Here is a 25,487-nt window from a genome sequence, read left to right as displayed (position 1 = left end):
TGCAGGCCGTACAACTGACTCGTACACACCGCATATTGGTCGCGGTGGTCGTCATCGGTGCCGTGACGATCGCCGCGATCGGCTTCGCCGGTTCGTTCGCGGCCGTGCGCGACCTCGCCGAGAAGAAGGGCTTCGGCGCGTTCGCCCCCTTCTTCCCCATCGGCATCGATGCGGGCATCGTCGTCCTGCTCGCCCTGGATCTGCTGCTGACGTGGATCCGCATCCCCTTCCCGCTGCTGCGCCAGACCGCGTGGCTGCTGACCGCCGCGACGATCGCCTTCAACGGCGCCGCCGCCTGGCCCGACGCGCTCGGCGTCGGGATGCACGCGGTGATCCCCGTCCTGTTCGTCGTCTCCGTCGAGGCCGCCCGGCACGCGATCGGGCGGATCGCCGACATCACGGCCGACAGGCACATGGAGGGCGTGCGCGTCTCGCGCTGGCTGCTGGCGTTCCCCTCGACGTTCCGGCTGTGGCGCCGGATGAAGCTGTGGGAGCTGCGCAGCTACGACGAAGTGATCCGCATGGAGCAGGACCGCCTCGTCTACGAGGCCAGGCTGCAGGCGCGGTTCGGACGCAGCTGGCGGCGCAAGGCCCCCGTCGAGTCCCTGATGCCGCTGAAGCTCGCGCGCTACGGCGTACCGCTGTCGGAGACCGGGCCGCAGGGCCTCGCGGCGGCCGGCATCGACGCGCCCGCCGTGGCGGCCCGCCCGGCGGCGGCCGGCGGTGCAGGGGCCCTACGCGAGCGGGCGGAGCAGGAGCGGCGGCGTCCGGAACTCACCGCGGGAGCGGCCGGAGCACCCTCGCGCGCGGCGGAGCCGCCCGCCGCCGTGCAGCATGAACAGGCCGTAGGCGACAGGCAGTTCGCCGCGGAGGCCGACCACGTGGGCGAGGCGGCCGCCGACCCTGCGCCGCAGGCGCCGCCCCGCAGACCGCCGGCGCGGGAGGCCGGAGTCGCGGCCGGCGAACCTGTCCCCGGGGCCGTACCGGAGCCCGCACCGGCCGCGGCGCAGGAGCAGGCCCCCGCGTACACGTACGCCGAGGCGCAGCCCCCGAACCCGCAGGTGACCGTGCCCGTGGGCCCCGGCCGCCGACGCGCGCTGGGCAACTCGAACGCACCCGTCAACGGCGGGCCCGCCTATCTGCCCCCGCAACGCGCCGAAGAGCAGCAGCTGTTCGTCGAGCCCGCGCCAGCGCCTCCGTCCCAGCAGCAGGCCCGGGCGGCGGAGCAGGCGCAGCAGGAGTTCGACTACGACTACGACCTGGCGCCGGAGCGGCAGCCCGGCGAACAGGCGCCCGCCGCCCCGGCGTCCGGCTCCCTGCCGGAGGACACCGAGCCCGTCGGCATACCCGACGGGGTGCCGCGCGACGAGTTCTACTTCAACGCCTACCGGCAGTTCGTCGCCTCGCAGGCGAGCTTCCCCAACGCGCGCCAGCTCTCCCGCGCCCTGCACGAGCGGCACGGCGTCACGAACGCCGACGGATCGCTGCTGAGCGAGAGCTACCTCCGCTCGTACATGCGGGAGTTCCGGGAGCGCTACAACACCGAGATGGGCCTCGCGGGCTGACGCGCCCGCCCCGGGCCCCCGCCGGCCCCCGCCGCGACACAGGCTCGTGCGCGGCCGGAGGAACGCCGGGCCGCCCGCTCGCACGGTCTCCCCGGCACCGCCCCGGCATCACACCCCGTGGGGAGTCACGCCCCGAGCAGCTTGCGCACCCTGTCCGACCCCACGGCCAGCAGCAGCGTCGGCAGCCGCGGGCCGGTGTCACGCCCGACGAGCAGCTTGTAGAGCAGCGCGAAGAACGACCGCTGCGCCACCTTGAGTTCGGGCGTCGGCTTGGCGTCCGGCTCGATACCGGCCTGCACCTTCGGGACGCCGTACACGAGCTGCGTGAGGCCCTCCAGCGACCAGTGGTCGTCCAGGCCGTCCAGCAGCAGCCGCAGCGACTCGCGCTGCTCGTCGTCGAGCGACTCCAGCAGCGCGGTGTCCGGCTCTTCCCGCACGCGGGTGCGCTGCTCCGCGGGCACCTGCGTGGTGATCCAGCGCTGGGCGCGGTCGAGCCGCGGCCGCACCTCGTCCAGCGCGCTGACGGGACGCTCCGGGTCCAGCTCGCTGAGGATGCGCAGCGTCTGCTCGTCGTTCCCCGCCGTGATGTCCACGACGGAGGCGAGGGTCCGGTACGGAAGCGGACGCGGCGTCGAGGGCAGCGGCCCCGCGGCGGTGGTGGACGCCCGCAGATGTGCGGCGGCGTCCGCGGGCTGGGCCTGGCCGGCCGCGAGCTTCCGCTCCAGGGCGTCCCACTCGTCGTACATGCGCTGGACCTCCTGGTCGAAGGCCACCTTGAACGACTGGTTGGGACGGCGGCGCGCGTACAGCCAGCGCAGCAGCGGCGCCTCCATGATCTCCAGCGCGTCGGCGGGCGTGGGTACGCCGCCCTTCGAGGACGACATCTTGGCCATGCCGCTGATGCCGACGAACGCGTACATGGGCCCGATGGGCTGCTCGGCGTCGAAGATCTCCTTGACGAGCTGGCCGCCGACGACGAACGACGAGCCCGGCGACTGGTGGTCGACGCCGCTCGGCTCGAACACCACTCCCTCGTACGCCCACCGCATCGGCCAGTCGACCTTCCAGACGAGCTTGCCGTGGTCGAACTCCTCCAGCCGGACGGTCTCGCTGTGCCCGCACTGGCAGCTGTAGGTCAGCTCGGTCGTCGCGTCGTCGTACGCCGTGACCGTGGTGGTGTCCCGCAGGCAGGCCGTGCAGTACGGCTTGTACGGGTAGTACGCCCCGCCGCCGGCGCCCGAGCCGTCGTCCTCCGATGCGGCGCCCGAACCCTCGGCGGCCTCCAGCTCGGCGGCGTCCGGCTCGCCCTGCTTCTTCTTCTGCTGCTGCTTCTTGCCGCCCGACGCGGCCTTGTCCAGCGTCCGGTACCGCTCCAGCACGGCGTCGATGCGCTCGCGTTCGCGCATCGCGAAGAGGATCTGCTCGCGGTAGGCGCCCGCCGTGTACTTCGCGGTCTGGCTGATGCCGCGATACTCGACGCCGAGCTGGGCGAGGGACTCCTCCATCGCGGACCTGAAGTGCGCGGCCCAGCTCTCGTGCGGGCTCCCGGGCGGGGCGGGCACGGAGGTGAGGGGCTTGCCGATGTGCTCGTTCCAGGACTCGTCGACGCCCTCGACGCCGGCGGGGACCTTGCGGAACCTGTCGTAGTCGTCCCAGGAGATGATGTGCTCGCACTCCACGCCGCGACACTTGATCTCGTCGGCGACCAGGTGCGGGACCATCACCTCGCGCAGGTTGCCCAGGTGGATGGGGCCGGAGGGGGAGAGCCCGGAGGCGCAGACCACTGCTTTCCCGGGCGCACGACGCTCCGCTTCGGCGACGACGTCATCCGCGATACGGGAGACCCAGTCGGTCTCGCTGGTGGTGCGATCCACTTCCGGCACTTCCTTCTCTCTGCTCCGGTGAGGCGTGTCTGCGGGGCCCATTCTCCCACTGCCGGGGTGCCGCCCGCCCCTGGGATACTCGTGTGCCCGGCCCTGCCGGTGCGTGGGATACTCGGGCCTGCTGACCCAGCCACCCACGTACGGAACGGCTCGCACACATGGCCTCGGTCCCTTCGCTCGCCGCCACGCTCCACCAGTGCCTCGCGGAGGCCCTGTCGGCATCAGTGCCGCAGGAGACCCCCGCCGACTGGCTGGACCCGATGCTGCGACGTAGCGACAGGGCCGACTTCCAGGCCAACGGCATGCTGGCGCTCTCCAAACGCCTCAAGACCAACCCGCGTGAGCTCGCGGGCACCGTCGTGGAGAGCATCCCGGCCAACGAGGAGATCGCCTCGGTCGAGGTCTCCGGTCCGGGCTTCCTCAACATCGTCGTCTCCGACGCGGCCGTCCTGCGCAACCTCGCGGCCCGCTCCGACGACGAGCGGCTGGGCGTGCCGTACGCGGAGTCCCCCGGCGTCACGGTGATCGACTACTCGCAGCCGAACGTGGCCAAGGAGATGCACGTCGGCCATCTGCGCTCGACCGTCATCGGCGACGCCGTCACCAAGATCCTCGAACACCGGGGCGAGACGGTGATCCGGCGCCACCACATCGGCGACTGGGGCACCCAGTTCGGCATGCTCATCCAGTACCTGATCGAGCACCCGCACGAGCTGGACCACGCGTCGGACGCCGCGGACGGGCGGGACGAGGGCGAGGCCGCCATGGCCCGCCTCAACCGGCTGTACAAGGACTCGCGCTCGCTGTTCGACTCCGACGAGGAGTTCAAGACGCGGGCGCGCGACCGCGTCGTCGCCCTGCAGGCCGGCGACGAGGAGACCCTCGCCCTCTGGCACAAGATCGTCGACGAGTCCAAGACGTACTTCCAGGCCGTCTACGAAGACCTGGACGTGGAGATCCTCGACAAGGACATCGTCGGCGAGAGCGCCTACAACGACGACCTCCAGCAGGTCGTGAAGGACCTGGAGTCCTCGGGCGTGGCCGTGCGCTCCGAGGGCGCCCTCTGCGTCTTCTTCGACGACGTCAAGGGCCCCGACGGCACTCCGACCCCGCTGATCGTCCAGAAGTCCAACGGCGGCTTCGGATACGCCGCGACCGACCTCGCCGCCATCCGCGACCGGGTGGGCGAGCTCCAGGCGGACACCATTCTCTACGTCGTGGACGCCCGGCAGGCGCTGCACTTCCGCATGGTCTTCGAGACGGCCCGGCGGGCGGGCTGGCTCCCCGAGGGCGCGGCGCGGCAGCTCGCGTTCGGCACGGTCCTCGGCAAGGACGGCAAGCCGTTCAAGACCCGCGAGGGCGAGAGCGTGCGCCTGGTGGACCTGCTGGACGAGGCGAAGCAGCGCGCGGCCGTCGTCGTGCGGGAGAAGGCGCAGGACCTCACCGAGGAGGAGATCCAGGAGCGGGCCGCCCAGGTCGGCATCGGCGCCGTGAAGTACGCCGACCTGTCGAACTCGATGACGCGCGACTACGTCTTCGACCTCGACCGGATGGTCTCCCTCCAGGGCGACACCAGCGTCTACCTGCAGTACGCGTACGCGCGGGTGCGGTCCATCTTCCGCCGGGCGGGAGAGCTGCGGCCGCAGGTGCATCCGATGCTGACGCTGGAGCCCGCCGAGCGCGCCCTCGCTCTGCACCTCGACGAGTTCGGCGACACCCTCACGGCCGTCGCGGAGAACTACGAACCGCACAAGCTCGCGGCGTACCTGTACGAACTGGCCACGCTCTTCGGCCCGTTCTACGAGAACTGCCCTGTGCTGAAGGCCGATTCGCAGCAGACCGCCGAGAACCGCCTCTTCCTCTGCGACCTGACGGCCCGCACCCTCCGCGAGGGCATGACGCTGCTGGGAATCCGCACGCCCGAGCGGCTCTGAGCGGCTCCGGCCGGGCGGCGGCTCCGGCCGGACAGTGCGGTGGATCCCGTCCGGACAGTGCGGTGGTTCCGGCTGACGGTGCGGCAGCACAGCCCGGCGCCGCTTCGCGGGGCCTGGGCGGCACCGCACGGCGTCCCGGAATCTCGCCCGCCGCTCACCCTCCCGGGGGCCGGCCCGCCCGACCGCGAGCCCGGCGCAGGTGCTTGCAAGTAGCATCCACCGCCTGAGACTCCATCACCCGCCGGCCCCAGGAGGACACGCATGCGCCCGGAACCCACCAGACGGACCGCACTGTACGGCCTGGCCACGGCAGCCGCCGTCGTCGGATTCGACCCCGCAGCCAGGGCGTGGGCGACGGAGCGGCCGGCCGCCTCCCGCTCCCCCTTCCACGAAGTCCCGCCGCTGGACGGGTCGTTGCTCACCGACGACGCGTCACGTGACGCCGCAGCCGAGGACTTCGGGCACATCGTCCACCGCAGGCCCGCCGCCGTCCTACGTCCCGGTTCGGTCCGGGACATCGTGGTGATGGTGCGTTTCTGCCGCAGCCACGGCATCCCCGTCGCCCCGCGCGGGCAGGGGCACACGACGTTCGGCCAGGCACAGGTCGAGGGCGGCCTCGTCGTCGAGACGACCCCGCTGGACCACATCGGCGACGTCCACGATCGCACCGTGACGGTGGGCGCCGGCGCCCGCTGGAGCAGCGTCGCCAAGTCCACGCTGCGGCACGGCCTCACGCCTCCGGTCTTCACCGACTACCTCGAGCTCTCCGTCGGCGGCACCCTCTCGGTGGGCGGCCTCGGCGGCCAGACGCACCAGCACGGCGCCCAGACCGACAACGTCACCGAGCTCCAGGTCGTCACCGGCGCGGGTGAGCTGGTCCGCTGCTCGCCGGCCCGGCACGCGGACCTGTTCGACGCCGTACGGGCCGGCCTCGGCCAGTGCGCGATCGTCGTCAGCGCGACGATCCGCCTCGTACGCGCGCCGGAGACCGTGCGGCACTTCCAGCTGCCGTACGCGGAGCTGGGAACGTACCTGGAGGACCAGCGGCGGCTGGTCACCGACGGGAGGTTCGACTACGTCGAGGGCCTCGTCTTCCCCGACGAGACGGGCGCCTTCCGCGTCCACGTGCTGGAAGCCGTCGCGTACGGCCCGCCCGCCGGCCCGGAACCCGACGACGGCGAGCTGCTGTGGGGCCTGCGGTTCGAGCAGGCGGGCATGACCGCCGAGACGCTCGACTACTACACCTTCCTCGACAGGCTCGCTCCCTCCGTCGAGGAGCAGAAGGAGTCCGGCGTCTGGGACGACCCGCACCCCTGGCTCAACCTCCTGCTCCCCTCCTCCTCCGTCGAAGCGCTGGCCTCGGACATCCTCGGGGACCTCCGCCCCGAGGACATCGGGTCGAGCGGCGTCGTCCTGCTCTACCCGCTGCGCCGGAAGGTGCTGCGCACGCCGCTGCTGCGGATGCCCTCCGACCCGGTGCCGTACCTGCTGGCCGTGCTGCGCACCGGTCCGCCCGGCGACCCGGCCACCGTGAAGCGCCTGCTCGCCGACAACCGCGCGGCGTACGAGCAGGTGCGCGACGCGGGCGGAAAGCAGTACCCGGTGGGCTCCGTCCCCTTCGACCGGGCCGACTGGCGCGACCACTTCGGCCCCGCGTTCCCCGCGCTCAAGGCGGCCCGCCACCGCTACGACCCGTCCGGCATCCTCACTCCCGGCCAGGGCGTCTTCTGACCGCCTTCGGACTGCCGTGACACGCCGCGAAACCGCGCACCGGTTCGGCGAGCTGCTCGCGCGGGCGCAGCAGTTCGCCGGCGCCGGCGGCCGCCGCATCCTCGGGATCGCGGGGCCGCCGGGCGCGGGCAAGTCCACGATCGCCGCCTCGCTCACCGAGGCGCTCGGCCCCGCCCGGGCCGTTCACGTCCCGATGGACGGCTTCCACCTCGCCGACGTCGAACTGCGCCGCCTCGGGCTGCTCGACCGCAAGGGCGCCCCGGAGACGTTCGACGCGCACGGCTACGCCGCTCTGCTGCGCCGGCTGCGGAGCCAGGGCGACGAGACCGTCTACGCCCCGGCGTTCGACCGCGAACTGGAGCAGCCCGTCGCGGGCTCGCTGCCGGTGTGGCCGGACGTGCCACTCGTCGTCACCGAGGGGAACTACCTGCTGCTGGACGAGCCGGAGTGGCGGCCCGTACGGGCGATGCTGGACACGTGCTGGTGGGTCGGCCCGGCCGAGGGCGTACGTCTGCGCAGGCTGGTCGACCGCCACGTGCGGTACGGCAAGAGCCGTGCGGAGGCCGAGAGCTGGGTACACCGCTCCGACGAGGCCAACGCCCGGCGGATCGCGCCGTGCCGGGACGCCGCCGACCTCGTCGTGGAACTCGGTCCAGGCGAGCCCGTTCCCGGGACGGAGAACGACACGGGCGCGTGAGCGCCGCCGTGCACCCCGCGCGCCACGGGCACCGCATACGTCCCGTACGCCTCGGGCACCCCGCCGGGCACGCCGCCTGACGGCCGGCGCGGGATTCGCGCCCGAAAAGCGGCGATCACGTGAGGGCTCCCGTGCGGGCGGCGAGCTGCCGCACCCTCCTTGGTACGTTCAACTGGCCCGCCCTGAAGGCATGTTGACGCCCGACGGGCCGAACAGCCGCGCCCGCCCGGTCGAGCGGACCGCACGGCCGGCGGAAGACGAGGAACGGAAGAGCGACCATGACCGGTTCCGGCGCACAGCCTCCCCCGATCGACACCAGCCGAGCGCACTCGGCCCGGATGTACGACTACTACCTCGGCGGCAAGGACTGGTACCCCGTCGACCAGGAGGCCGCGGAGAAGGTGAAGGAGGTCTTCCCCTTCATCGTCACCGGCGCCCGCGCGAACCGCGACTTCATGCACCGGGCCACGCGCACCCTCGCCGCCGAGTACGGAGTGCGGCAGTTCATCGACGTCGGCACCGGCATCCCGACGTCGCCCAACCTGCACCAGGTCGCCCAGGAGATCACGCCCGAGGCGCGCGTGGTCTACGCCGACAACGACCCGACGGTGCTGGAGTACACCGACGCGCTGACCCTCAGCCACCCGCGGGGACGCACCGCCTACGTCCACGCCGACCTGCGCCACGACGACGTCCTCGAAGCGCCCCGGCTGCGCGCCACCGTCGACCTGGACGAGCCCGTGGCCCTGTCGCTGCTCGCCGTGACGCACTTCCTGCCGGACGAGTACGGGCCGTACGAGATCGTCCGGTCCATGGTGGAGCGGCTCGCGCCCGGCAGCTTCCTCGTCCTCTCGCACGCGACACCGGACTTCAACCCCGCGGCCCACGACGCCGTCGCGGTCTACCGGCAGAGCGGCACGCCCGCGCAGATCCGCAGCAGGGCGGAGATCGAGCGCTTCTTCGACGGCACGGAGCTGATCGAACCCGGTCTGACGTCGACGCACCGCTGGCGCCCCGACGGGGACTCCGGCATCACCGACGCCGACGCCTTCTTCTACGCGGGCATCGGCCGCAAGTCCTGAGGCCGGCGGCGGAACGCGGGCGGGGGGCGCCGCACCTGCGGCCCGCCCCGCCCCCGGTCGCCGCCGCAACGGCAACGGGACCGGTCAGAGCTTGCGCCCCGCCTCCAGCGCCCAGTACGTCAGAATCAGGTCCGCGCCCGCGCGCTTGAAGCTGGTCAGGGTCTCCATCATCGCCGCGTCCCGGTCGATCCAGCCGTTCCGCGCGGCCGCCTCGACCATCGCGTACTCACCGGAGATGTGGTAGACGCCCAGCGGCACGTCGACCCGCTCGGCGAAGTCCCGCAGCACGTCCAGGTACGGCAGGCCCGGCTTGACCATGACCATGTCCGCGCCCTCGGCGAGGTCGAGCGACAGTTCGCGCAGCGACTCGCGGGAGTTGGCGGGGTCCTGCTGGTACGTCCGGCGGTCGCCCTGGAGCGACGAGCCGACGGCCTCACGGAACGGCCCGTAGAAGGCGGAGGCGTACTTCGCGGTGTAGCCGAAGACCGACACGTCCTCGTGGCCCGCCGCGTCCAGCGCCCTGCGCGCGTGAGCGACCTGGCCGTCCATCATGCCGCTGGCACCCAGCACGTGGGCACCGGCTTCCGCCTGGACGCGCGCCATCTCCGCGTACCGCTCCAGCGTCGCGTCGTTGTCCACCCTGCCGTCCGCGTCGAGCACGCCGCAGTGGCCGTGGTCGGTGGTCTCGTCCAGGCACAGGTCCGACATCACGACGATGTCGTCGCCGACCTCGGAGCGCACGTCCCGCAGCGCGACCTGCAGGATGCCCTCGGGATCGGTGCCGCAGCTGCCGACCGCGTCCTTGTCCTCGTCCTTCGGCACCCCGAAGATCATGATCCCGCCCAGGCCCGCCCGCACGGCCTCGGCGGCGGTCTCCTTCAGCGATTCCCGCGTGTGCTGCACGACGCCCGGCATCGAGGAGACCGGAACCGGCTCGCTGATGCCGTCCCGCACGAAGACGGGAAGGATCAGGTCGGCCGGGTGGACCCGGTGCTCGGCGACCATGCGGCGCATGGCCGGCGTCGTACGCAGCCTGCGGGGACGTGCGCCGGGGAAGCCGCCCGCCAGGGAACGCTCACTGCTCAAGATGTACGTGCCCTCCTCCGGGCCGGGCGCTTCTCGCTCGGCCGCTTCACCGGGTCGCCCGCCGCGACTGCCTCCGCGCGCCGCTTGGCGCCGAAGTCCGCCAGCGCCTCCGCCAGCTTGTGCACCGACGGCTCGGGGGACATGACGTCGACCCGCAGGCCGTGCTCCTCCGCCGTCTTGGCGGTGGCGGGCCCGATACAGGCGATCACCGTGACGTTGTGCGGCTTGCCCGCGATGCCGACGAGGTTCCGCACCGTCGAGGACGAGGTGAACAGCACCGCGTCGAAACCGCCGCCCTTGATGGCCTCGCGCGTCTCCGCCGGGGGCGGCGAGGCCCGCACCGTGCGGTAGGCGGTGACGTCGTCGACCTCCCAGCCCAGCTCGATGAGCCCGGCCACGAGGGTCTCCGTCGCGATGTCGGCCCGCGGCAGGAAGACGCGGTCGATGGGGTCGAAGACCGGGTCGTAGGGCGGCCAGTCGTCCAGCAGCCCGGCTGCCGACTGCTCACCGCTCGGCACCAGGTCGGGCTTCACGCCGAACTCGACGAGCGCCCTGGCGGTCTGCTCGCCGACCGCCGCGACCTTGATCCCGGCGAAGGCGCGGGCGTCCAGGCCGTACTCCTCGAACTTCTCCCGCACGGCCTTCACCGCGTTGACGGAGGTGAAGGCGATCCACTCGTACCGCCCCGTCACCAGGCCCTTCACGGCCCGCTCCATCTGCTGCGGCGTGCGCGGCGGTTCGACGGCGATCGTCGGCACCTCGGCCGGCACCGCGCCGTAGCTGCGCAGCTGGTCGGAGAGCGACTCGGCCTGCTCCTTCGTACGCGGTACGAGGACCTGCCAGCCGAAGAGCGGCTTGGACTCGAACCACGCCAGCTGGGGACGCTCCGCCGCCGTGCTGTGCTCCCCGACCACGGCTATCACCGGCTGAGCGCCGTCGGAGGACGGGAGGACCTTCGCGGACTTCAGCACCTGTCCGATGGTGCCGAGCGTCGCCGTCCAGGTGCGCTGCCGGGTCGTGGTGCCGGCGGCGGTGACCGTCAGCGACGTCTCCGGCTTGCGGCCGCCGGAGACCAGATCACCCGAGACGGAGACGACGGACTCCAGCGTGGTCGAGACGACCACCGTGGCGTCGCTCGCCCCGACCTCCGTCCAGCATCTGTCGTCCGCTGTACGCGCGTCGATGAAACGGACGTCGGTGCCCTGGCCGTTCCGGAGGGGCACACCCGCGTACGCGGGGACGCCCACGGCGGTCGCGATACCCGGCACCACCTCGAAGGGGATGCCCTCCCCCGCGCACGCCAGCATCTCCCTCGCGGCGTCGGCGTCGAGCCCCGGATCACCGGTGACCGCACGCACCACCCGCTTTCCCGCGCGTGCGGCAGCCATGGCAAGATCTGCTGCACCGCCCGCGGGCGCGGCGGGAGTTGACGCGTCGTCAGCATCTCGAAGCGGCGTGTCCACCCCTGCCCGAGCGTGGGTGCGGACGACGTCGTACACCTGGGGGTCGGCCACAAGCACATCGGCGTGCGCGAGTGCCTCGACGGCGCGCAGCGTCAGCAGACCCGGATCTCCGGGCCCGGCACCGAGGAAGGTGACGTGTCCGTGTGCACCGTAGAGGTGCTGAGTTGTCGAATTATGGGCAGTGGTGGGGCTCAAAGTGCTCGCTCCCCCATCAGACCGGCCGCACCCTTGGCGAGCATCTCGTCGGCGAGTTCACGGCCCATGTTCTGCGGGACCGTCGTGCCGTCGTCGGATGCCGGTACGGGACCGGTGGTGGACAGCTGCACCAGCGTCTCGCCGTCGGTGGTTCCGACGACGCCACGCAGGCGCATTTCGGTGACAGCCTGCCCGTCGCCCCGCAGGTCGGCGAGCGCGCCCACAGGCGCGCTGCAGCCGGCCTCCAGGGCGGCGAGCAGGGTTCGCTCAGCGGTCACGGCGGCCCGTGTGGACGGGTCGTCGAGCTCGGCGAGCTGGACAGCCAGATACGCGTTGGCGGACGCGCACTCGACGGCCAGTGCCCCCTGGCCGGGGGCGGGCAGTACAGCGTCGGGGCTGAGCAGTTCGGTGACCTCGTCGAGACGGCCCGTGCGCTCCATCCCGGCGGCTGCCAGCACCACTGCGTCGAGTTCGCCTGAGCGCACATACCCGATGCGCGTGTCGATATTCCCCCGGATGGGCACCGTCTCGACCCGGCCTCCCAGAGACAGCGCCCAGGCGTTGAGCTGCGCCATCCGGCGGGGCGAGCCCGTGCCTACGGTCGCGGCCTTCCCGGCGGTGCGCGACGAGCGCACGAGCTGCTCGAAGTCCAGCCCGTCGCGGGCGATGAGCACGTCGCGGGCGTCCGCACGCGGTGGGATCGCCGCGATGAGCAGATCGTCGTGCGGCGCTGTCGGCAGGTCCTTCAGCGAGTGCACCGCGAAGTCGATCTCGCCGCGCAGCAGCGCCTCGCGCAGCGCGGCGACGAAGACGCCGGTGCCTCCGATCTGGGCCAGATGCTCCCTGCTGGTGTCTCCGTACGTCGTGATCTCGACCAGTTCGACGGGACGCCCCGTCACCCGGCGCACCTGCTCGGCCACGAGGCCGGACTGGGCCATGGCGAGCTTGCTGCGCCGTGTGCCCAGCCGGAGGGCCGGTGCTTCTGGCGTGTGGGTCATGCGCTCACCTCGTCGTGCCCGTCCGCGCTGCCGCGCGGGACGCGTCCTTCGTTGACTTGCCCGGCCCCGCGGGGACGGCCCCCGCCCGGCCCGTGCCGGGCCGGTTGATGACGCCCGCCTCTCTCCACGAGGGCCTCGCTCACGGCCGTCCGCCCGTTCATGGCCGGCCGCCCGTCGTCGGGTCCGGAAGACGTTCCTGCGAACGTTCCGGGGCGTGCTGCGGCGTGCGCTCCGGCGGTCCGGCCGGCCCTGGGACGCCCTTCGGCGCGGACCCGGGCGCGGGACTGCTGCTGACCGCGGCGACCGCCTGCGGATCGAGGTCGAAGAGCTCGCGCAGCGCGTCGGCGTAGCCCGCACCGCCGGGCTCCCCCGCCAGCTCCTTCACGCGCACCGTCGGGGCGTGCAGCAGTTTGTCCACGACGCGGCGCACCGTCTGGGTGATCTCCGCGCGTTGCTTGTCGTCCAGCCCCTGCAGCCGTCCTTCGAGCCGGGCCATCTCCGAGGCGACGACATCGGCGGCCATCGTGCGCAGGGCCACGACGGTCGGTGTGATCGTCGCCGCCCGCTGCGCGGCCCCGAAGGCCGCGACCTCCTCGCCGACGATGCCGCGTACGGCGTCCACGTCGGCGGCGAGCGGCGCGTCCGCGGCCGCCTCGGCCAGCGACTCGATGTCGACGAGGCGTACTCCGCCCGGCTCCGAGCGGTGCAGGGCCGCGTCGATGTCGCGCGGCATCGCCAGGTCGAGCAGGGCCATTGGTTCGGAGGGCTCCTGCGAGGACTTCTCCGCCCGCCGCGCGAGCGCCTCGCGCACCGCGTCGAGCGTCAGGACGAGCCCGGTCGCCCCGGTGCAGGAGACGACGACGTCCGCGCGGGGCAGCTCCGCCGTGATCCCGTCCATGGGCAGGGCGTGCGCGCGGGGGCCGTCGCCGCCACTGAGGGCCGCGGCCGGTGCCGCGCCCGCGGCGAGCCCGGACGTGAGGCCTGTGGCGAGCCGTTCCGCGCGGTCCAGCGTCCTGTTGGCGATCACCAGTTCGGCGACACCCGCGCGCGCGAGCGTCGTGGCGGCCAGGGAGGACATCGAACCCGCGCCGATCACCAGGGCCCGCTTCCCGCGCACCCACTCCTCGACCGGCATGGAACCGGCGAGCTGTTCGAGGCCGAACGTGACCAGCGACTGGCCGGCCTTGTCGATGCCCGTCTCGCTGTGCGCGCGCTTCCCCGTCCGGAGGGCCTGCTGGAACAGGTCGTTCAGGAGCCGCCCCGCGGTGTGCTGATCCTGCGCGAGGGCCAGCGCCTCCTTGATCTGGCCGAGGATCTGCCCCTCGCCGACGACCATCGAGTCCAGGCCGCAGGCCACGGAGAACAGATGGTGGACCGCCCGGTCCTCGTAGTGCACGTACAGGTGCGGGGTCAGCTCGTCCAGTCCGACGCCGCTGTGCTGGGCGAGCAGGGTCGAGAGTTCGGCGACGCCGGCGTGGAACTTGTCCACGTCGGCGTACAGCTCGATGCGGTTGCACGTGGAGAGCACCGCCGCCTCCGCCGCGGGCTCGGCGCTCATCGCCTCCTGCAGCAGCTTCCCTCGCACCTGCGGGGCGAGCACGGCCCGCTCCAGCACGCTCACCGGCGCGCTGCGGTGGCTCAATCCGACGACCAGCAGACTCATGCGGGCATCACGGCGGGGACGTCCCCGTCTGGTCCGGGCTCGGAGCGCTTCTTGGTGACGGCGGCGGCGGGCGGAGCCGCCGGAGGCGCGGTCTCCTCCTCCTCGGGAGCCTCCTCGCCGGCCTTCCGCTGCTCGTGGAAGGCGAGGATCTGGAGCTCGATGGAGAGGTCGACCTTGCGTACGTCCACGCCCTCGGGCACGGACAGGACGGTGGGCGCGAAGTTGAGGATCGACGTGACGCCCGCGGCCACGAGCCGGTCGCACACCTGCTGCGCGGACCCCGCGGGGGTGGCGATGACGCCGATGGAGACGCCGTTGTCGGCGATGATCTGCTCGAGGCCGTCGGCGTGTTCGACCTCGATGCCCGCGACGGTGCGGCCGGCCAGCGTGGGGTCGGCGTCTATGAGCGCGGCCACGCGGAAGCCGCGGGAAGCGAAGCCCCCGTAGTTGGCGAGCGCGGCGCCGAGGTTGCCGATACCGACGATGACGACGGGCCAGTCCTGCGTCAGCCCCAGCTCACGGGAGATCTGGTAGACGAGGTACTCCACGTCGTACCCGACGCCGCGGGTGCCGTACGAGCCGAGGTAGGAGAAGTCCTTGCGGAGCTTGGCGGAGTTGACCCCGGCGGCGGCCGCCAGCTCCTCGGAGGAGACCGTGGGCACCGAGCGCTCCGACAGTGCCGTGAGCGCCCTCAGATACAGCGGTAGCCGGGCGACGGTGGCCTCGGGGATTCCTCGGCTCCGGCTCGTCGCCGGTCGGTGGTTTCGGCCAGTTGCCACGGTGCTCCTGCCGGTTGCGCGAAGCGGTGAGCGGTCCTTCGCCGGGTACGCGCCCGGACCGCTCCATCGCGAACCAGGCTATGCCTTTGTGAACGCGTGCACAAAGCTGGTGCCCGATTTGTCCGTTCAACGTGACCGGCGCCACACGCCACGACAGCACCACGCACCACTCCTCGTGCACCGCCCGTGACGGACGGGGCTCCGGACCGGTCGCGCGGCGCCGCCGCCGGACGCCGCGGCTCAGCCCGCCAGGGCCTTCCGCAGCCGGTCCGGGTCGACGCGCCAGAAGTCGTGCTGCGCACCGTCCACCAGCACGACGGGGATCTGCTCCCAGTACTTCCGGTACAGCTCCTCGTCCTGGTTGATGTCCTTCTCCTCCCAGGCGGCCCCGGTCTCCTCGCAGACCCGGACGATCACGTCCCGTGCGACGTCGCACAGATGGCATCCGGGCTTCCCGATCAGCGTGACAGTCCTCATGCGCACCATTGTCACGCTTCGCGGGCACCACACTGCATGTCCGTCCCGCTTCACATCCGGCATCCGCGCCTCCGGACACACCCGCGGCCACGCCGCCCCCGCACCACGTCGACGCACCGACCAGCGCAGGAGCCCGACACCCGGGCCGGGCCGCCGAGTTGGCCCTCCACGAGCCCGGCACTCCGATGCGGCAGGCACGTCCCGGCCGTGTTCCCGATCGCCCACAACCGGACACCCTGCCGTAACAGGACCGGCGCATCCGGTGGATATCCTCAAGGCATGCTCTCCCGCCCCTCACCCCGACGCGCCTGGGCCTGGCTCGCGCACCGCAGCCGTTCGGCGACCGCGCGCAGCGTGCTGGCGGGCGAGGCTTCGGCGGAGGCCGCCCGGAAGAAGGAGCTGGAGCAGGTCGGCCGCGAACTGGCCGCCGCCGGGCCCGGGGAGGAGGTCTTCCCCGTCGTCGGAGACACCCGCGCGGCCGCCTTCTTCGACCTCGACAACACGGTCATGCAGGGCGCGGCCCTCTTCCACTTCGGCAGGGGCCTCTACAAGCGGGACTTCTTCGAGAAGCGCGAACTCGCCCGGTTCGCCTGGCAGCAGGCCTGGTTCCGGGTGGCCGGCAGCGAGAACCCGGGCCACATGGAGGACGTCCGCTCCAGCGCTCTGTCCATCGTCGAGGGCCACAGCGTCAGCGAACTCACCGCCATCGGCGAGGAGATCTACGACGAGTACATGGCCGGCCGCATCTGGCCCGGCACCCGCGCCCTCGCCCAGGCGCACCTCGACGCCGGCCAGAAGGTCTGGCTCGTCACGGCCGCTCCCGTCGAGACCGCGACGATCATCGCCCGGCGCCTGGGCCTGACGGGCGCACTGGGCACCGTCGCGGAGTCCGTCGACGGCGTGTACACCGGCAGGCTCGTCGGAGAGCCGCTGCACGGCCCGGCCAAGGCGGAGGCCGTACGGGCGCTCGCCGCCGCGGAAGACCTGGAGCTGGACAGGTGCGCCGCCTACAGCGATTCGGCGAACGACATACCGATGCTCTCGCTCGTCGGCTATCCATATGCGATCAATCCTGACAGCCGGCTTCGCGGTCACGCCCGCGAAATGGGCTGGCGACTGCGGGATTACCGCACCGCACGCAAGGCGGCCAAGGCAGGCATCCCCGCGGCGGCCGGAGTCGGCGCGGTGGCGGGCGGCGCCGTCGCCGCGGTCGCCATCCAGCGACGGCGGCGCTGAGCACCACTGGGGCCTCGTCCACGGCCGTTGCAGGCCCTGACTCCCCCTGTCGCGCCGCTTCTCCGCCCCTCGGTGCCGCTCCCCCCGCCCGCTGAACTCACGCTGCGCGCCCGGGCGATGAGGCAATTCACGCATCCCGCCCGGCCCCCGCTCCCGCCAGTCACGCTTCGGACGTTCGAGCACAAGACGTCACCCAAACGACAAGTTGCGGACAGGAAGCGGTCCGAGAACCGATCACAGTCGGTGCCCGACCGGGCACCAATGCGTAACACAACCGACTGAACCGGCGATTTCAGCAACTAGGCGTAGCACTGTCTGTACGAAGCGTTATTCTCCTCAGACGCAATCGGTACCCACACGCCCCAATCCGGGTCGAACGGTTCCGTACTGCACGTGATGGAAGCTCTGCCTCTGGGAGTCCCGTGTACCCACACGTCGGGGTTGACGCCTCGGGCCTGGCTACGCTGCGCAGCACGGTCGTTGCCGCTGTCGGCCGGCTACGCACACTCGTCCCCCACACGTACGCCGTCCCCGCCTTCGCCATGGCCGCGCCCGTCCCCGCCGGCCGTCGCCACGCGCTGGGCAACCGTTCCCCGGCCGCCGCGGCCCCCGCGAGCGCGGCACAGTCCACCGCAGCCGCGGCCCCCGCCGGGAACATCGGCAGACGCACCCGCGGCGGAGCCTCCGGGGGCGCGGGCACCTCGACCGCACGCCGGGCACGTCCGGCAGCGAGCGACACCGACAGCCGCCGGATGATGGAGCTGGTGGAGCGCGCGCAGTCAGGGGAGTCCGAGGCCTTCGGCCGCCTCTACGACCAGTACAGCGACACCGTGTACCGCTACATCTACTACCGCGTCGGCGGCAAGGCGACAGCCGAGGACCTCACGAGCGAGACGTTCCTGCGGGCGCTGCGGCGGATCGGGACCTTCACCTGGCAGGGCCGCGACTTCGGCGCGTGGCTGGTCACCATCGCGCGCAACCTCGTCGCCGACCACTTCAAGTCCAGCCGGTTCCGGCTGGAGGTGACCACCGGGGAGATGCTCGACGCCAACGAGGTCGAGCGGAGCCCCGAGGACTCCGTCCTGGAGTCGCTCTCCAACGCCGCGCTGCTGGAGGCCGTACGCCGGCTCAACCCGCAGCAGCAGGAGTGCGTGACGCTCCGGTTCCTGCAGGGCCTCTCCGTCGCCGAGACGGCACGCGCCATGGGCAAGAACGAGGGAGCCATCAAGACCCTGCAGTACAGGGCTGTCCGCACCCTCGCGCGCCTGCTCCCGCAGGACGCCCGCTGACCCGGCACCGCCTCTCGCGGGAACGCTGACCGACCCCGGGCACGAACTCTGAACTGCCGCTGCAACGGCCTTGCCGGCAGCGGCAGTTCAGTGACGTTCAGTCACTCCTGGGACGCGTGCGGTCACATCATCGTGAGTCCGTAACCCGACTGGCTTGCGGCTCGTTGTGGGAGTTGCAGACTCCCCGCAACCGTGGCGCGCAAGTAGTCACTCACCCTTCCGAGTGAAGACGAGCGGTTTTGCCGAAGACCTTCCGACCGTGCCGGGGAGTGGACCGTGCTGACGAGAGGAGGTGCCGCCCGTGATCGGTTCCGTAGCAACGAGCAGGCGGGCAACCGCCTTCGCCGATGCCCTGGACGAGCAGGAGCTCGAAGAGGCGGCGGCGGCCGACCGAACGGCGGAAGACGGGGGCGCACGTGTCTTTCGGCCCGCCCCTGAACCTCCGCCCCGGACGGGCGGGAGCGAGAACGGCGGAGGTGAAACCGGCACCCCGTGCGAAAGCGCGGGCGATCCCGGGCACACCGACCTCCTGCAGGTCGCCGGGCAGCTCGCGGAGTTGCCGCGGCCGGCGCTGGACCCGGAGGTGAAGACCGTCCAGCGGGCGCAGTTGATGGCCGCCATGGAGGCCGAGTTCGCCTCACCGGAGGCACGCGCCCGCCAGGTCCCCGAGCAGCGCGACGGCCGCGGCAGGAAGGGGGCGCACCGCGCTCCCGGCCCCGTGGGCAGGCTCCGTCCGCGCTCCCGGCTGACCAAGGGACTCGCGGCGAGCGGGCTCGGTGTCGGTGTGGCGGCCTCCGCTCTGGGCGGCGTCGCCGCCGCGAGCAGCGACGCCCTTCCGGGCGACTCGCTGTACGGCTTCAAGCGCGGCATGGAGGACCTCCGCCTGGACATGGCCGACGACGAGGCGGAACGAGGCGACGTCCACCTCGCCCATGCCTCGACGCGTATGCAGGAGGCCCGCCGGCTCATGGAACGGGCAAGGGGCGGCGCCGAGTTGGACTACGAGTCGCTCGCCGAAGTGCGCCGCGCCCTGTCGGGCATGCGCAACGAGGCGGCCGACGGCCACAGGGCGCTCAACGCCGCGTACGCCCGGGACGGCAGCATCGAGCCGATGCGCTCGCTCTCCTCCTTCCGCGCCGACCACGGGGCGAGCTGGGCCCGCATGAAGGACCGGCTGCCGCCTCAGCTCTCGGACGTGCGTGACGAGGTCAACTCCGTCCTCGCTGCCATGGACGACGACATCGAGCCGATCCGCGGGCTCCTCACCGACCCCGCGCTCGACGCCCCGCGCACCCCCCGGAAGGGCGGTTCGGACCGTGAGGAAAAGGGCGAGTCGCCCGAGCCGCGCTCCTCTTCCGGCTCCGACAACGACGGCGAGCGGGACGGCACGGAGAGCGACTCCCCCTCACCGTCCGGTTCGACGCCGCACACGGGCGGGCTCATCGGCGGCGGCGGCCTCCTGGACCCGGAGGAGAACCAGCAGGGCGATCCCCACCGTCCGGGCTCCGGCGAGGACGGGCGCCCGTTCCCGGGCTCGGAGGTGACCCTTCCGCCCATCGTCCCGGACGTCCTCCCCGACCTGCGGAACCTGTCGGCGGACGACTGAACTCGCGAAGCGGAGGCCCCTCCCGTATGCCCGGACGTACGCGCCGGGTACGGGAGGGGCCTTCGCTCTGCCTCACTCTGTCTCACCCCGCTCTCTCGGCCGCTCGCTGCCCCGTACCGTGCCCGCGAGCACCGCCCACGGCGTGGACGGGGCCCGTCCGTCAGTTCCAGACCTAGAAGAAGACGGACCTGCGCTGCACCAGGAGCTTGTAGAGCGTGTGCTGGATCGTCTCCCGGATTTGGTCCGTGAGGTTGAACATCAGCATCGGGTCGTCGGCCGACCCCGCCGGATATCCGTCCGTCTCGATCGGCTCACCGAACTGGATCGTCCACTTCGTCGGCAACGGAACGGCGCCCAGCGGCCCCAGCCAGGGGAAGGTCGGCGTGACGGGGAAGTACGGGAAGCCCAAGAGGCGAGCGAGCGTACGGGAATTGCCCACCATCGGGTAGATCTCCTCAGCCCCGACGATGGAGCACGGCACGATGGGCGCCCCCGCCCGCAGCGCGGTCGAGACGAACCCTCCCCGCCCGAACCGCTGCAGCTTGTAGCGGTCCGAGAAGGGCTTGCCAAGGCCCTTGAAGCCCTCGGGCATGACCCCGACGACCTCGCCCCTGCCCAGCAGCGCCTCCGCGTCCTCCGCGCACGCCAGAGTGTGTCCGGCCTTGCGGGCGATGGAGTTGACCACCGGCAGCATGAACACCAAGTCCGCGGCCAGCAGGCGCAGATGGCGCTGCGCTGGGTGGTTGTCGTGGACGGCGACCTGCAGCATCAGCCCGTCCATGGGCAGGGTGCCGGAGTGGTTCGAGACGACCAGGGCCGAACCGTCGTCCGGGATGTTCTCCACTCCCCGCATCTCGACGCGGAAGTACTTCTCGTACAGCGGGCGCAGCAGCGACATCAGCACCTGGTCGGTGAGCTCCGGGTCGTACCCGAAGTCGTCGACCTCGTACTCCCCCGTCACCCGCCGGCGCAGGAACGCGAGGCCCTGGGCCACCTTCTGCTCCCAGCTCCCGCCGCCCTGCCCCGGGACCCCGGCCTGCTCACCCGGGCCATCCGTACCGGGATCGTCCGCGCCGGAGGCGTCCGCACCGGAGGCGGCCGCCGCCTGCCCGGGCGCGTGCCCGCCGGCGCCTGAAGCGGACGCGCCGTTGCCGCCCGGATTCCCGTGCCCGCCCTGCCTGTTGCCGCGGCGGCCGGATCCGGAGCCGTCGTCCGGCGAGCCGAACGGGATGACCTTCGCCTCACCCATGCCTTCCGGCCTCCTCGCCTTCTCGCTCCCCGTCCCCCGCGGGCCCGGGACGGACCAGCCCCGCCAGCCTGTCGACCGTACGCGCGAGAGTCTCGGGCGGCAGCAGGCCGGGGCCCTTGCTGCGGCTGAAGGCCTCCAGCGTCTCCGCCGTCGTGTACCGCGGTGCGAAGCCGAGCACTTCGCGCATCTGCACCGTACGTACGACCCGCCCATGGGTCAGCAGCCGCACCTGCTCCGGCGAGAAGTCGGTCGCCCCGACCGTCTGCAGCAGCGACCTGCCCCAGCGGATCGCGGGGAGCAGCAGCGGCACCGTCGGCCGGCCGAGCCGCCGCGCGCACTGGGAGAGCAGCAGAGTGCCGTCCCCGGCGATGTTGAAGGTCCCCGCGTTGAGGGTGCCCCGCCGCGGTTCGCGGGCCGCGAGCCGCAGCACCTCGACGGCGTCCTCCTCGTGCACGAACTGCAGACGGGGGTCGTAACCCAGCACCGTCGGCAGTACCGGCAGCGCGAAGTAGGCAGCGAGGGGAGAGTCGGCCGACGGGCCGAGCACGTGCGCGAACCGCAGCACGGTCACCGACACGTCGGGGCGGCGCCGGGCGAACCCCCGTACGTATCCCTCGACCTCCATGGCGTCCTTCGAGAAGCCGCCGCTGGGCAGGGACTTGGCGGGAGTGGACTCGTCGAAGAGCGCCGGGTCCCGTGGCGCCCCGCCGTACACGCTGGTCGTCGACTTCACGACGAGCCGCCGCACCGAGGGCGCCTTCTGGCAGGCGCCGAGCAGCTGCATCGTCCCTATGACGTTGGTTTCCTTCACCGAGCTGCGGTTGCCGCTCCCCGGCACGGCGAGGGGGCTGCCGTGGATGTCCATGTGCACGACGGTGTCGACACCGTACTCCGCCAGCACCCTGCCGATCTCCGGCTGCCGGATGTCCGCACGGACGAACTGCGCACCGCCCAGGTCGTCCGCGGGCTGCAGCACGTCCACGCCCACGACGCGGTCCACGTCGGGCTCGCGCTGGACCCGCCGGGCGAAGCGGCCGCCGAGCTGGCGGGCGACCCCGGTGACGAGCACGACCCTGCCCAAGATTCCTCCCATGCCGCACGCACACGGCCGGTCCGTACCGCGGCTCGACGACGCGGCCGCGCCGTCCGTCTACCGCCTGTCCTCGCTCCCGCGCCCGAAACCGGTCCGCACGGCATCTACCTCGGCGAAACCGCGGGAGAAGGGGGACCGCACACACGAAACCGCCGCCCTGCCGTCCCGCACAACTCGGTGCGGGCGGCAGAACGGCGGTCCCTTACGTACCCGGCGCTCGCTCACTTCTTGTTGCGACGCTGAACACGCGTGCGCTTGAGGAGCTTGCGGTGCTTCTTCTTGGCCATCCGCTTACGCCGCTTCTTGATAACAGAGCCCACGACTACCCTCGCTCACAAATCATCCCCGCCGACGCGGAGGGAACTGCCTTCACTCGGCGCGGGGCGTCCGAGCCCACACGACCTACATGAGGTTCAGCCTACCCGCCGCGGGGGGCAGCTCGTAATCCGAGGGTGGTGTCAGCGGGCGACCGTCAGGCGGTCTCCACCCCCACGTACGACTCCTGGAGGTATTCATGGACGGCCTGCTCTGGGACCCGGAATGACCTTCCCACCCGGATCGCCGGCAGATGACCGCTGTGCACCAGCCGGTACACGGTCATCTTGGACACTCGCATCACCGAGGCGACTTCCGCCACGGTCAGAAAGTTGACCTCGTTGAGAGGTCCCTTGCCAGCAGCCATGTCACACCTGAACCTTCCGCACATGTCGGTCACCGGCTTCCCCTTCCGGCGACTCCCGCTCGCATGCGCGCTCCTCCCCAGATTAGGGGCGGGTGATGCAAGTGGGGAAGAGGAGTAGCGATCGGCCTCCTACTGTGACAGACGGGCCCGATTGAGTACATAGCGCGTCTGCGGACGGTAGTAGGCAGACCGCGCAGCGTCATGGGCGAGCACCGCCGCGAGCCCTCCTACGCGCCCATCGCCGCCGACGGAGCACCGCGCGTCCAGGAGGCCCTGCGCCTATGCCTACCCAACTGACCTGCTGCGCAGACCCGTTGGACGCGACACCGGCACCGTCGCGGCGACGGTCGGTACACCGTCCTCACGTTGCTCCGCATCTTCCCGAAGCGACCCCATGAAGAGGCGTGAACTACCGGCGCACGACGGGGAGAACGCGCGCCGGCGCCGGGAGTCGACACGACCCCTGGGGTCTCCGCGGGGATGAGATGGCGTACGCCGAACCGGGTCGTTATGTCGACACGTCTCCACTGCGCTGATGTGAGGGAAGTGCACGACACCGACGAGGACCCTGGGACGAATGAGGCGTAGAGATCCAGGAGTCGGCTCGGGTGCACTGGCTCCGGACCTCCGGATCACCCCGGCCGCACGGGCCTCTGTCCCTCACGAGGGGGAGCCGACTGCCGGACACGCGAGGCCTGTTGGACGCACCCGACCGGTCTCCCCCGTCAGGCGTCCCTCCGACCCGGACCGGTCAGGGCATCATCCCGCGCGCGGGGAAAGCGGCGTTACGTGTGGCGCGGACCGCCTGGTCGAGCGGGTCGGCGGGGTCGTACCCCGTCTCCTCCCACTTGCGTACGGCGATCTCGCGTCCGTCGGTCATCCTGCGGGGAGAGTCCGGGCTTCCCGTCTTCGCGTACACCAACTGCCGCCACTCATCGGGCACTTCGGTCTCCGGCGGCAACGAGGCGCCCGCGGCGATCGCGACCAGGTGCGTCCACGTCCGCGGTACGACGTCGACCACCGCGTAGCCGCCGCCACCCAGGGCGAGCCACCGCCCGTCCGAGAACTCGTGGGCCCAGCCGTGAAGCGACTCCGCTGCGATGCGCTGGGCGTCCACGCTGACGGCGAGATGCGCGAGAGGGTCCTCGAAGTGCGTGTCCGCGCCGTGCTGGGTCACGAGCACCTGAGGCCGGAACTCCGCGAGGAGCTGGGGGACCACGGAGTGCAGGGCACGCAGCCAGCCCTCGTCGCCCGTCCCGCCGGGGAGGGCGAGGTTCACCGCGCCGCCCTCGGCCTCGGGGCCGCCGCTCTCCTCGGGCCAGCCCGTCCCGGGGAAGAGCAGCCGGGGGTGCTCGTGCAGCGAGATCGTCAGCACACGGGGGTCGTTCCAGAACGCGTCCTGGACGCCGTCACCGTGGTGGACGTCGATGTCGACGTACGCCACGCGCTCGGCGCCCTGTTCCAGCAGACGTGCGATGGCGAGCGCGGCGTCGTTGTAGATGCAGAACCCCGCGGCAGAGGCGTGCATCGCGTGGTGCAGTCCGCCGGCGAAGTTCACGCCGTGCTTCACCTCGCCGCGCCAGACCGCTTCGGCAGCAGCCACGGACTGTCCCGCGATGAGCGCGGACGCCTCGTGCATACCGGCGAACGCGGGATCGTCCGGCGTGCCCAGCCCGTACTCGCCGTCCGCAGCCGAGGGGTCGGCCGACAGCCTGCGCACCGCGTCGATGTAGTCCTGACGGTGTACGAGCCGCAAGGTCGAATCGCCCGCCGGCTTGGCCGCGACGACCTTCAGGTCCTTCAAGTCGTCGAGCCCGAACGCCTCGACGAGCCGCATCGTCAAGGCGAGACGAATCGGATCCATCGGGTGCCCGCGACCGAAGTCGTACCCCGTGACTGCCTCGTCCCACATCAACTGCGCGCCACCGCTCATCCCGCCACCGTACCGGGGGCCGCGGCAGGCACCGAAGCTGCCCGGCTCTACGCCAGCAGCGGGGTCAACTCGCCCATGTCCTCGAAGATCACACCCGCACCGGCAGCGGTGAGCCGATCGCGGGGAGTCATCGCGGCAAAGGCGTAGACATCCATACCGGCGGCGAGGGCAGCACGCACCCCCAGCGGGCTGTCCTCGACCACGGCACACCGCTCGGGGGGTACGCCCATCACATCGGCGGCGTGAAGGAAGAGGTCCGGAGCGGGCTTTCCCCGTCCCACGTCCTGCGAGCTGAAAATGCGCTGCTCACCGAAGTGTTCGTACAGGCCGGTCTTCCTCAGCGTGACGCGGATCCGCTCGTGACTCCCCGACGACGCGACGCAGAACGGCTGTCCCTCCGCGTCCAGCTTCGCCAGCAACTCAGGGACGCCCGGCACCGGCAGCAGCTCCCGCTGGAAGGCGGCGAAGACACGGGCGTGGAAGGTGTCGTCGAAGTCGTCGGGGAGGCGCTTACCGGACCGCTCCAACACGACGTCGTGCACGCGATGCAGAGCGGCACCCATGTAGTCGCGGATCGAGTCCTCGTACGTGGTGGGGTGTCCCGATTCCGTCAGACAGGCCGCGAGAACTCGATTGGAGATCGGCTCGCTGTCCACCAGCACACCGTCGTTGTCGAAGACGACCATGTCGTACCTGCCCATGCCGGCAACTGTACGCGGGCATGAAAATAGCCCCGTTGGCGGGGTTATCCGTCAACGGGGCTATTTTTAATGTTAGTTCGGCGGTGTCCTACTCTCCCACACGCTCCCGCATGCAGTACCATCGGCGCTGTAAGGCTTAGCTTCC

At 71.7% G+C, this 25,487-nt stretch carries 21 protein-coding genes and 1 rRNA gene; 8 read left to right on the top strand and 14 right to left on the bottom strand.

The features are described from left to right. The first annotated feature begins 14 nt into the window (after positions 1-14). Positions 15-1,565, top strand: coding sequence for a DUF2637 domain-containing protein (locus IEY56_RS24025; RefSeq protein ID WP_189039419.1), 1,551 nt, complete (start codon positions 15-17; stop codon positions 1,563-1,565). 125 nt (positions 1,566-1,690) lie between these two features. Here the strand turns inward: IEY56_RS24025 and lysS are convergent, their stop codons facing one another. Next, positions 1,691-3,439 (bottom strand): lysine--tRNA ligase, encoded by a 1,749-nt coding sequence (gene lysS, locus IEY56_RS24020; protein ID WP_189039359.1) that lies wholly within the window; start codon positions 3,437-3,439, stop codon positions 1,691-1,693. Positions 3,440-3,606: 167 nt separating this feature from the next. Here lysS and argS point away from each other — a divergent pair, with 167 nt between their 5' ends. The 4 genes from argS to IEY56_RS24000 all read left to right on the top strand — a co-directional run bounded on the left by argS (position 3,607) and on the right by IEY56_RS24000 (position 8,892). Next, the gene (gene argS / locus IEY56_RS24015) at positions 3,607-5,382 is read left to right on the top strand and encodes an arginine--tRNA ligase (protein ID WP_189039358.1); all 1,776 of its coding nucleotides are present in this window, start codon (positions 3,607-3,609) and stop codon (positions 5,380-5,382) included. 261 nt (positions 5,383-5,643) lie between these two features. Then, a complete protein-coding gene (locus tag IEY56_RS24010) occupies positions 5,644-7,113 on the top strand; it encodes an FAD-binding protein (protein WP_189039357.1) in 1,470 nt (489 codons plus the stop codon). 16 nt (positions 7,114-7,129) lie between these two features. Then, positions 7,130-7,810, top strand: a complete 681-nt coding sequence (locus IEY56_RS24005; RefSeq protein ID WP_189039356.1) for a nucleoside/nucleotide kinase family protein — start codon at positions 7,130-7,132, stop codon at positions 7,808-7,810. Between the two features lie 278 nt (positions 7,811-8,088). Beyond that, positions 8,089-8,892, top strand: coding sequence for an SAM-dependent methyltransferase (locus IEY56_RS24000; RefSeq protein ID WP_189039355.1), 804 nt, complete (start codon positions 8,089-8,091; stop codon positions 8,890-8,892). Between the two features lie 84 nt (positions 8,893-8,976). Here the strand turns inward: IEY56_RS24000 and hemB are convergent, their stop codons facing one another. The 6 genes from hemB to IEY56_RS23970 form a co-directional block, all read right to left on the bottom strand. Next, positions 8,977-9,978 carry a porphobilinogen synthase gene (gene hemB, locus IEY56_RS23995; protein ID WP_268241344.1) on the bottom strand — a complete coding sequence of 334 codons (1,002 nt, stop codon included), beginning with the start codon at positions 9,976-9,978 and terminating at the stop codon, positions 8,977-8,979. Further along, on the bottom strand, positions 9,975-11,636 hold the full coding sequence (locus tag IEY56_RS23990; RefSeq protein ID WP_189039354.1) for a bifunctional uroporphyrinogen-III C-methyltransferase/uroporphyrinogen-III synthase: 1,662 nt from the start codon (positions 11,634-11,636) through the stop codon (positions 9,975-9,977). Before IEY56_RS23990 ends, hemB begins: the two co-directional genes overlap by 4 nt. After that, positions 11,633-12,634: a hydroxymethylbilane synthase gene (gene hemC / locus IEY56_RS23985; RefSeq protein WP_189039353.1), complete on the bottom strand. Its 1,002-nt coding sequence runs from the start codon at positions 12,632-12,634 to the stop codon at positions 11,633-11,635. Before hemC ends, IEY56_RS23990 begins: the two co-directional genes overlap by 4 nt. A 157-nt stretch (positions 12,635-12,791) precedes the next feature. After that, positions 12,792-14,297, bottom strand: a complete 1,506-nt coding sequence (locus tag IEY56_RS23980; RefSeq protein ID WP_189039352.1) for a glutamyl-tRNA reductase — start codon at positions 14,295-14,297, stop codon at positions 12,792-12,794. Next, a complete protein-coding gene (locus IEY56_RS23975) occupies positions 14,294-15,076 on the bottom strand; it encodes a redox-sensing transcriptional repressor Rex (protein ID WP_189039351.1) in 783 nt (260 codons plus the stop codon). The genes IEY56_RS23980 and IEY56_RS23975 overlap by 4 nt, the downstream gene beginning before the upstream one ends. Positions 15,077-15,316: 240 nt before the next feature. Continuing rightward, a complete protein-coding gene (locus IEY56_RS23970; RefSeq protein ID WP_189039350.1) occupies positions 15,317-15,553 on the bottom strand; it encodes a glutaredoxin family protein in 237 nt (78 codons plus the stop codon). Positions 15,554-15,832: 279 nt separating this feature from the next. Here IEY56_RS23970 and IEY56_RS23965 point away from each other — a divergent pair, with 279 nt between their 5' ends. The 3 genes from IEY56_RS23965 (at position 15,833) to IEY56_RS23955 (ending at position 19,684) form a co-directional block, all read left to right on the top strand. After that, positions 15,833-16,789 carry an HAD family hydrolase gene (locus IEY56_RS23965; RefSeq protein ID WP_189039349.1) on the top strand — a complete coding sequence of 319 codons (957 nt, stop codon included), beginning with the start codon at positions 15,833-15,835 and terminating at the stop codon, positions 16,787-16,789. A gap of 422 nt (positions 16,790-17,211) precedes the next feature. Beyond that, the gene (locus tag IEY56_RS23960; RefSeq protein WP_189039348.1) at positions 17,212-18,078 is read left to right on the top strand and encodes an ECF subfamily RNA polymerase sigma factor, BldN family; all 867 of its coding nucleotides are present in this window, start codon (positions 17,212-17,214) and stop codon (positions 18,076-18,078) included. A gap of 301 nt (positions 18,079-18,379) precedes the next feature. Beyond that, on the top strand, positions 18,380-19,684 hold the full coding sequence (locus tag IEY56_RS23955) for a DUF5667 domain-containing protein (protein ID WP_189039347.1): 1,305 nt from the start codon (positions 18,380-18,382) through the stop codon (positions 19,682-19,684). A gap of 172 nt (positions 19,685-19,856) precedes the next feature. Here the strand turns inward: IEY56_RS23955 and IEY56_RS23950 are convergent, their stop codons facing one another. The 7 genes from IEY56_RS23950 to rrf form a co-directional block, all read right to left on the bottom strand. Beyond that, complete coding sequence (locus tag IEY56_RS23950) at positions 19,857-20,933, bottom strand: lysophospholipid acyltransferase family protein (protein WP_189039346.1); 1,077 nt, start codon at positions 20,931-20,933, stop codon at positions 19,857-19,859. Further along, positions 20,926-22,014, bottom strand: coding sequence for an NAD-dependent epimerase/dehydratase family protein (locus tag IEY56_RS23945; RefSeq protein WP_189039417.1), 1,089 nt, complete (start codon positions 22,012-22,014; stop codon positions 20,926-20,928). Before IEY56_RS23945 ends, IEY56_RS23950 begins: the two co-directional genes overlap by 8 nt. A 233-nt stretch (positions 22,015-22,247) precedes the next feature. Next, positions 22,248-22,346, bottom strand: coding sequence for a 30S ribosomal protein bS22 (locus IEY56_RS23940; RefSeq protein ID WP_003948845.1), 99 nt, complete (start codon positions 22,344-22,346; stop codon positions 22,248-22,250). 152 nt (positions 22,347-22,498) lie between these two features. Further along, the gene (locus IEY56_RS23935; protein WP_158677109.1) at positions 22,499-22,708 is read right to left on the bottom strand and encodes a helix-turn-helix domain-containing protein; all 210 of its coding nucleotides are present in this window, start codon (positions 22,706-22,708) and stop codon (positions 22,499-22,501) included. Between the two features lie 751 nt (positions 22,709-23,459). Then, a complete protein-coding gene (locus tag IEY56_RS23930; RefSeq protein WP_189039345.1) occupies positions 23,460-24,641 on the bottom strand; it encodes an acetoin utilization protein AcuC in 1,182 nt (393 codons plus the stop codon). 47 nt (positions 24,642-24,688) lie between these two features. Continuing rightward, on the bottom strand, positions 24,689-25,342 hold the full coding sequence (locus tag IEY56_RS23925) for an HAD family hydrolase (protein WP_189039344.1): 654 nt from the start codon (positions 25,340-25,342) through the stop codon (positions 24,689-24,691). A gap of 75 nt (positions 25,343-25,417) precedes the next feature. Then, positions 25,418-25,487: ribosomal RNA gene (gene rrf, locus IEY56_RS29220) — 5S ribosomal RNA — on the bottom strand; the annotation flags it as partial.

Origin of the sequence: Streptomyces daqingensis (genome assembly GCF_014645895.1) — a bacterium.
Lineage (GTDB): Bacteria > Actinomycetota > Actinomycetes > Streptomycetales > Streptomycetaceae > Streptomyces > Streptomyces daqingensis.
Note: the sequence above shows the minus strand (reverse complement) of the source record. Positions and strands in the feature narration are given on the sequence as shown.

Coding starts and splice junctions, on each gene's coding strand:
- argS (WP_189039358.1), top strand. CDS start 3,607: ATGGCCTCGGTCCCTTCGCTCGCCGCCACGCTCCACCAGTGCCTCGCG.
- IEY56_RS24010 (WP_189039357.1), top strand. CDS start 5,644: ATGCGCCCGGAACCCACCAGACGGACCGCACTGTACGGCCTGGCCACG.
- IEY56_RS24000 (WP_189039355.1), top strand. CDS start 8,089: ATGACCGGTTCCGGCGCACAGCCTCCCCCGATCGACACCAGCCGAGCG.
- hemC (WP_189039353.1), bottom strand. CDS start 12,634: ATGACCCACACGCCAGAAGCACCGGCCCTCCGGCTGGGCACACGGCGC.
- IEY56_RS23980 (WP_189039352.1), bottom strand. CDS start 14,297: ATGAGTCTGCTGGTCGTCGGATTGAGCCACCGCAGCGCGCCGGTGAGC.
- IEY56_RS23970 (WP_189039350.1), bottom strand. CDS start 15,553: ATGAGGACTGTCACGCTGATCGGGAAGCCCGGATGCCATCTGTGCGAC.
- IEY56_RS23965 (WP_189039349.1), top strand. CDS start 15,833: ATGCTCTCCCGCCCCTCACCCCGACGCGCCTGGGCCTGGCTCGCGCAC.
- IEY56_RS23950 (WP_189039346.1), bottom strand. CDS start 20,933: ATGGGTGAGGCGAAGGTCATCCCGTTCGGCTCGCCGGACGACGGCTCC.
- IEY56_RS23935 (WP_158677109.1), bottom strand. CDS start 22,708: ATGGCTGCTGGCAAGGGACCTCTCAACGAGGTCAACTTTCTGACCGTG.
- IEY56_RS23930 (WP_189039345.1), bottom strand. CDS start 24,641: ATGAGCGGTGGCGCGCAGTTGATGTGGGACGAGGCAGTCACGGGGTAC.
- IEY56_RS23925 (WP_189039344.1), bottom strand. CDS start 25,342: ATGGGCAGGTACGACATGGTCGTCTTCGACAACGACGGTGTGCTGGTG.